Consider the following 6,899-nt stretch of genomic DNA (forward strand, 5'->3'; position numbering starts at 1 on the left):
AAATGCTGCTGAATGTTTCCGCCTCGTTCTTTTTGCCATTTTCTGCTCCATGTTGTGCCCATCGTTGGGCGTTAGTGGTAGCAGATTTTCCACTTAAGGGCTTGTCCGAATTTCCGAGACCACTTCTTTCTGCACAGTGATCTTGCGGTGATGTTCTTGCGATCCATCTGTTCCCAAGCCGAGGCAGCCGGACTCCTGTCCGACGACCATTTCACTGTTGACGGCACGTTGATCGAAACGTGGGCATCGCTGAAGAGCTTTCGGCCCAAAGATGAGGAGCCTCCGGTCTCTACCGGCGGCAACCGCAATCCGGCAGTGGATTTCCACGGGAAGAAGCGCCGCAATGACACGCACGCATCAGTCACCGATCCAGAATCCCGGCTGTTCAGAAAAGGAAAAGGCAAGGAGGCCAAGCTTTGCTTTATGGGGCATGTGCTGATGGAAAATCGGAACGGTTTGGTCGTCGATACCCGCCTGACCCAGGCAACCGGGACGGCGGAGCGCGAGGCCGCCCTTTCCATGGCTTCCGATATTCCAGGTGTCCATCGGGTCACCATCGGCGCGGACAAAGGGTATGACTGCAAGGAGTTCGTCGATGACCTGCGCAGCCTGACCGTTACTCCACATGTAGCACAAAAAGTCAAAGGCTCCGCCATCGATGGCCGGACCACCCGTCATGCAGGTTATGCTGTGAGCCGGAAAAAACGCAAACGGGTGGAAGAGATATTTGGCTGGATGAAGACCGTCGCCTGGTTACGCAAAGCCAGATACAAAGGCGTGGAAAAGATAGACTGGCTGTTCACGCTCTCTGCGGCAGCCTACAACATGGTCCGAATGCGTAATCTGGGGGTAGTTACCTCTGGATAAGAGGGGAAATCCTCATCAGAGCGGCTTGAAGCGCCTCGGAAGATGAAAACCGGCAACACACCATGACGAAAAACGGTCAAGTGCTCACTGTCAAAGAGCTATCGAAGGGCAAACAAACAACCCTTGTCTCGTATTTTCCTGTTTTTCAACAGCCTGCTAAAGCGTTGTGGTGAAGGTGTACCAATTCTTTAACACGATTAAAGCGTAAAATTGTCAAGATTCGTCCTTTTTTGTGGTCAATAAAGTTTTTATCAGCTTTTCGATTATAACCTCTCCCACCAAATTGTCTGTCAGATCACTCAGGCATCATTTTTTTAGTGCAGCTTTGGACAATTGCCGCAACCATACTTCCAAAGTGAGAAGAGAGAAGTTCCGAGTGTTGCAGGCTTAAAACTTTAAAAGATATGGCAAGGTTATCTTTTTGAAAGGCCAAACGTTTATGATAAGAGGGGAAGGATACATCCCCCTGCTCTCTGATCGTTTACATTGGACCAGATGGTTGAGCAGGGGGAAGAGGGGTTGTGCATCAGGTGCTGTTATCTTTCACTGATATTCAGCCCGGAAGGTGCAGTGGCTGTTGGTGCGGGGGGTGTCGGAGTTGGTGCCGGGGACTGCGCACTGCCGCTTGATTGGCCAACAGTCAGTGGTCCATATCCTGGCGATGTACTGCCATCGGCATCCACCACAAACAGATAGACCTTGTCGTTGGCTTTGAATTGCCCGACCGAATGAAGCGTTGCTTTAACCTGTGTACTTGACCATGCCGTAGTCGGCAGAATTGCCAGTTTTTTGCATGACGAATAGGTCGCAGCCTCACCTATTTCCACACGAGCCCGTGCGCCGTTACCTGTTGCCACGTACACATCATCGTAGAAAGCCTCTCCATTACTATCATCTCTGCCGTATCCTGGTAGCGTAAGACTGTTCCAGGCATGACCGGATGCTGCTGTTTTTATATTTTTAACATCAAATGGAACACTGTGTCGATCAGCACTGATCTCCTGATTCCATGCCCACCCCCCGGATGTTGCGTTTTTCATACTAAGCGTAAACCGCATCCAGGTGCCTTTTTTGAAAATAGTGCCATACCAATCACTATCCCAAACTCCAGATGATGCCCCGCTTCTTGTTCCATAAGGACCCTGCATGGCATCACAGTTGTTGTTGCTCAAGCAGGTGGAAACATAATCCGAGTTATCCCCCCAGCTTTTGCTACTATCATACAGCCAGTACCATTTCCAGTTTGGGCCTTCGTTGCCACTCGTACCAGGTACACTCCTGTTTGATGGCATGAACTGCCACCATGATATGGTCACAGCAGAGCCACTGCCAACACTTGGAAAGAATAACTCCGGCCCTGATGACTGCTGTCCGGAACCACCAAACCACCTGATACGCATACTTCTGCTGTCACCGTTCAACGATTGCTCGCTGGAGTACGTCGGGTTAGCAATGTTGTTGCTGGTACTTGACCAGTTCCCGATTGCAGCAGAACCTGTTGTCGTAGAGATTCTGTTTCCTACAGTGCCCTTGTCAAAGGTATCAAACAGGACAACATTCGGCCCGGTTGCGCCGAAACTGGAGCCACTGATGGTTATCTGCCCACCTTGTTGAACGTTTCCGGCAACATTGGTCACTGCAGGTGCTGCCCAGGCAGAAGAGGTGCCGGCTGCCATCAGAAGGGTCGGGAAGACCAGGCTTATCAGTTTAAACTTTTTCATGATGTGTAAACCTCATACATAATAAGAATTGTGGTTCATTCTTCAGCCAGACATCGGCTGATATGGATTATTAAAGACGATAGAGTTCAGGCAGGTCAAGGTGTTCTGTGCCTGGTAAGGTTGTTCATGTACCACAACCTTACCATGGCAACAGAAGTTTCTTTTATCTGCGTCGAGGCCGTCCGCTTGAGGACGTTCCGCTGGAGGCGGTTTGTTCCTGCCCGATTGCGATGTACCCGACTGTTTCGGTACCATGTTTTACTTCGTAGTCTTTGGACCGTTCTTCTTCAACCTTGACGCCAAAGCTGTTTGCAGTGGTGTTGCGCACGCGCAGGGCTGCTGTGTCGGTATCGTTGGTTGTTTGCATATCAGCCAGGAGGAACGGTGTCTGACCAAAGGCACTCTGATGATTGTGCGTGTACCAGGCGTTGGTCACAACGTTGCCGGTGGTGCCGACTTCAAAGCGCATGGAGCCAACCGTGCCCTGGCCGGGTTCCCAGGCAACATAGTGTACGGTTTCATTGGCGTGGGTACTGCTGTTCTTCTCCTGCTCCTGGAAGGAGTAGCTGAAGCGTTGCTGGGTGATGTTGTTGATCCGGCCGCTGATGGCGTTGGTTCCATTTTCCGTGACCACAGTGGTTACAACCACCGGTGTTTTGTTGAACCTGCTGGTAAACGACACGTTCTTGGACTTGCTGGTACCGGCAAAACTGCCTGCCTCAATGATGGTGCCGTCGCTCAGGGTGGAGCGTCCTTTTTCCATTACCAGGTAGCGCACGGTTTCGCTGTAATGCTCACCATCCAGATAATCCCACTCGGCCATTCTGATCTGGAAGCCGGTCTTGCTGACGTTACGGATACGTACAGTGGTGGGATCGGCATCGTTGATGCTGGGTGGCCCGGCTATAACAATGGGGTTGTTGAAGGTGTTGGTGAACCGTACGAATACCCAGCTGTCGGTCACTTCAACTTCACCTGCCTCCAGGTTGATATCTGTTGTCAGCAGCTCTTCTTCAACCACGATGGTGGTGTTGGCGGTATGACGTGCACCGTTGTTGTCGGTGACTGTCAGGCTGGCGGTATAGGTGCCGGCGGCAGTGTAGGTATGGGAGCTGTTGGCGCCGGAGGCGGTGCTGCCGTTGCCGAAATCCCAGATGTAGCTGGTTATGCGACCATCGGAATCACTGGAGCCCGAGCCGTCAAAGGTAACGGTCAGCGGCAAGGTACCGGTGGTTGGTGTGGCGGTTACCACAGCAGAGGGTGCCTTGTTGGTGTTGACCGGAGCAGAGACCACAATGGGGGTGCTGGTTGACTGTGTCCGTCTTCTGTTATCGGTAATGGTCAGGGTGGCGGTATAGGTTCCTGCCGAGGTGTAGGCATGGGAGGTGGTTGCACCGGAGGCGGTGGTGCCGTCGCCGAAGTCCCAGCTGTAGGACCTGATGCTGTTGCCGGATGCCGCCGTTGAGCTTGAGCCGTCAAAAGAAACGGTGAGCGGTGCCGGACCGGCAGCGGAAGAGGTGCTGATAACAGCAGCAAGCGTACTGTTGTTGGTATTGGCAGGAGCAGAGACCACAATGGCGGTGGTGGTTGAATTTGTCCGCCTTCTGTTGTCGGTAATGGTCAGGGTGGCGGTATAGGTTCCTGCCGAGGTGTAGGCATGGGAGGCGGTTGCACCGGTGGCGGTTGTCCCGTCACCAAAATCCCAGCTGTAGGAGCTGATGGTGTTGCCGGTGGCTGCTGTTGAGCTTGAGCCGTCGAAGGAAACAGTGAGCGGTGCCTGGCCGCTGTTGCCGGAGGTATTGAGCACGGCGTTCAGCGTGGTGGTGTTGCTTGGTGCTGACACTACGACGGTTGTGCTTGTCAGGTTGGTTAATCCGGCCTGGTCGGTGACTGTCAGTGTGGTGGTGTAGGTTCCTGCTGCGGTGTACTCGTGGGAAGCAGTTGATCCCGAGGCAGTGGCACCATCGCCAAAGTTCCAGCTATACGAGGTGATGGCACTGCTGCCTGCTGTCGAACCCGACCCGTTAAAGGTGATGCTGACAGGAGCTGTACCGCTGTTTGCCGAGGCGGTGATTGCAGCGGTCGGCGGTTGCTTGCTGTTTGGTTTTGTGTACGTAAATGGCTCTGAGTGGGCGCTTTCAGCACCGTTTGTAAAAGCAGCTGTCAGCGTGAAGCTGGTCCTGTCGCTAGGAAGAGACACTGTGCAGTCGAGTGAAGTGGCCCGTGTACTTTGTGTCTGACAGGCCAGAACGCCTTCCATATACAGGTTGTAGCCCGATGTGGTGTACCCGCTGGGTGCGGTGTATCTTGTCCATTGTGCACGAATGGTTGCTGTTTCGCCAACCGGTGTAATGGACGGTGGTGTAAAGGCAAACGGTTCTGAATGAGAGCTTTCAGTGCCGTTTGTGAATGCCGCTGTCAGTGTGAATTGCGGGCTGTCGTTTTTTAACGACACTGTGCAGTCAAGTGACGTGGCGCGAGAACCTTGTGTCTGACAGGCCAGCTCTCCATCCTGGTAGAGATTAAATCCGGCAACTGTCAATCCTGTCGGCGCGGAGTACCGCGACCATTCGGCGTGGATCGAGTGGGTGCTGTCTGCAAATGCCCAGGTGGGCATGCAAAAGAAGAAGGTTAGTAGAAAAGAGACCAGAACACGATGCATAATATTCACCTTACCAATGGTTGTGTAAAACGAGTGCCATGGTTTCCACTTATGCATTCGGTGTGCCAAAAGACTCGATTTGTTGAGTGGTGGTTTTTCCGGGGAATGTTGAGCAGCAGACAGGAGGGGGGTGCCGATCTTGATTTCGTTTTTGTAACTTGAAGTCATTTCTTGTATTTCGTGTTGTGTGCAATCTGTGCTGCCCGGGGCAGGCTGGTCGTACTGACAGGGAACGGTGTTACCTGTGCCGGCGGCTTGATTGCTGTAGAAGAATGGGAACGCGGGCACGTGCGGGGTGCGACCTTCTGCTGATGAGACCAGTGGTCAACAGACTATTCTGGTACGATACTGCGTTTCATTTTTGTGAGTGATCGCGTATTCAGATGTTTAAAGGCCATACTTTAAAACGAAAACATCTAATATGATTGGGCGTTGAATACAATTCTTTTATAAAAAGTTTTGCAGAGAAAAACGGTCGGCAGGGCAAAGGATGAAAAAGATGTGCGTAGAATACGGATGCAATCCAGGTGGTTAGGTGATGGTGGCGTGCAGATTGTTGTCATCAGTGAGCGCAGGGAGTTGGCGGACAGCAGATGGTGGCTCCAGTTCAACGATCCGGTGCTGGTTGATCTGGTTGCCACGGCACGGATTGAGGAGTTTTCCGGCCAGTATGGTATTGTGCGGGTTGATTTTTTTCCCCTGGTGTATCGTTCGGTTAGTGCAGTCACGGAGTCCATGTCTGGCGCATCAAGGATGATGGATTCTGCGACTACGGCCGCTGAGCGTCCTTCGCGCAGAATGACTGTTGTGGGTGACGGGGGGGATGTATGAGCCAAATTGATGTCATTCCGCGCGTAGTCGCGGAATCCAGTTGAATGCAGAGACGCCATATGAAAGACAAACACGCCTACACCTATATTCTTGCCAGCAAACAAAATGGAACGCTTTACACCGGGGTGACCAGCAACCTGGAGCACCGTATGTATGAACATAAAAACAAAACACACACTGAAAGCTTCAGCGCAAAATATGATGTAAACATGTTGGTTTGGTACGAATCTGGAAAAGATATCCATGCTGCCATCGAATTGGAGAAGAAAATTAAAAACAGAAGTAGAGCCTGGAAAATTGCTTTGATTGAGAAAAATAATCCGGATTGGAAAGATCTGAGTTTGGATTGTATGGATTCTGCGACTACGGCCGCTGCGCGTCCTTCGCGCAGAATGACTGTTGTCGGTGACGGGGGGTGATGTTTGAGTCAGGTTGATGTCATTCCGCGCGTAGTCGCGGAATCCAGTTTTATGCAGGGACGCCATATGGAAGATAAACACGCCTATACCTATATTCTTGCCAGCAAACGAAATGGAACACTTTACACCGGGGTGACCAGCAATCTGGAGCGCCGTATGTATGAACATAAAAACAAAACGCACACTGAAAGCTTCAGCGCAAAATATGATGTAAACATGTTGGTTTGGTACGAATCTGGAAAAGATATCCATGCTACCATCGAATTGGAGAAGAGAGGTGGCTCCACTTGTCTGAACAAGATCTTCTAATTTTTAAGTGAAATCTCTGTCCATAGTTAGGCTGCCTGTTGGACCGCCGGCCGCATCGCGGTATACGCCTCGTTAGGCGTTTTTCTCTTT

Annotated in this window: 5 protein-coding genes and 1 pseudogene; 4 read left to right on the forward strand and 2 right to left on the reverse strand. The window is 51.7% G+C overall.

What is annotated here, in order from left to right; all coding sequences use genetic code 11:
• Positions 1–129 precede the first annotated feature (129 nt).
• Positions 130–867: pseudogene (locus tag RBR52_RS15175) on the forward strand (IS5 family transposase); the annotation flags it as partial.
• Positions 868–1,403: 536 nt separating this feature from the next.
• Here the strand turns inward: RBR52_RS15175 and RBR52_RS15180 are convergent.
• Together RBR52_RS15180 and RBR52_RS15185 are read right to left on the reverse strand one after the other, a co-directional pair.
• Positions 1,404–2,588 (reverse strand): hypothetical protein, encoded by a 1,185-nt coding sequence (locus tag RBR52_RS15180; protein ID WP_320378113.1) that lies wholly within the window; start codon positions 2,586–2,588, stop codon positions 1,404–1,406.
• Between the two features lie 163 nt (positions 2,589–2,751).
• On the reverse strand, positions 2,752–5,418 hold the full coding sequence (locus RBR52_RS15185; protein WP_320378114.1) for a PKD domain-containing protein: 2,667 nt from the start codon (positions 5,416–5,418) through the stop codon (positions 2,752–2,754).
• A gap of 378 nt (positions 5,419–5,796) precedes the next feature.
• Here RBR52_RS15185 and RBR52_RS15190 point away from each other — a divergent pair, with 378 nt between their 5' ends.
• The 3 genes from RBR52_RS15190 to RBR52_RS15200 all read left to right on the forward strand — a co-directional run bounded on the left by RBR52_RS15190 (position 5,797) and on the right by RBR52_RS15200 (position 6,809).
• Complete coding sequence (locus tag RBR52_RS15190; RefSeq protein WP_320378115.1) at positions 5,797–6,081, forward strand: hypothetical protein; 285 nt, start codon at positions 5,797–5,799, stop codon at positions 6,079–6,081.
• A 59-nt stretch (positions 6,082–6,140) separates the two neighbouring features.
• Positions 6,141–6,500: a GIY-YIG nuclease family protein gene (locus RBR52_RS15195; RefSeq protein WP_320378116.1), complete on the forward strand. Its 360-nt coding sequence runs from the start codon at positions 6,141–6,143 to the stop codon at positions 6,498–6,500.
• 66 nt (positions 6,501–6,566) lie between these two features.
• Entirely contained in the window at positions 6,567–6,809 is a 243-nt protein-coding gene (locus RBR52_RS15200; RefSeq protein ID WP_320378117.1) for a GIY-YIG nuclease family protein, read from the forward strand.
• Positions 6,810–6,899: the final 90 nt, after the last annotated feature.

The sequence above is a fragment of the Thiomonas sp. genome (assembly GCF_034007205.1).
Lineage (GTDB): Bacteria > Pseudomonadota > Gammaproteobacteria > Burkholderiales > Burkholderiaceae_C > Thiomonas.

Excerpts from the sequence above, each read along its gene's own strand:
- RBR52_RS15200 (WP_320378117.1), top strand. The coding sequence starts at position 6,567 with ATGGAAGATAAACACGCCTATACCTATATTCTTGCCAGCAAACGAAAT.
- RBR52_RS15195 (WP_320378116.1), top strand. The coding sequence starts at position 6,141 with ATGAAAGACAAACACGCCTACACCTATATTCTTGCCAGCAAACAAAAT.
- RBR52_RS15180 (WP_320378113.1), bottom strand. The coding sequence starts at position 2,588 with ATGAAAAAGTTTAAACTGATAAGCCTGGTCTTCCCGACCCTTCTGATG.
- RBR52_RS15185 (WP_320378114.1), bottom strand. The coding sequence starts at position 5,418 with ATGACTTCAAGTTACAAAAACGAAATCAAGATCGGCACCCCCCTCCTG.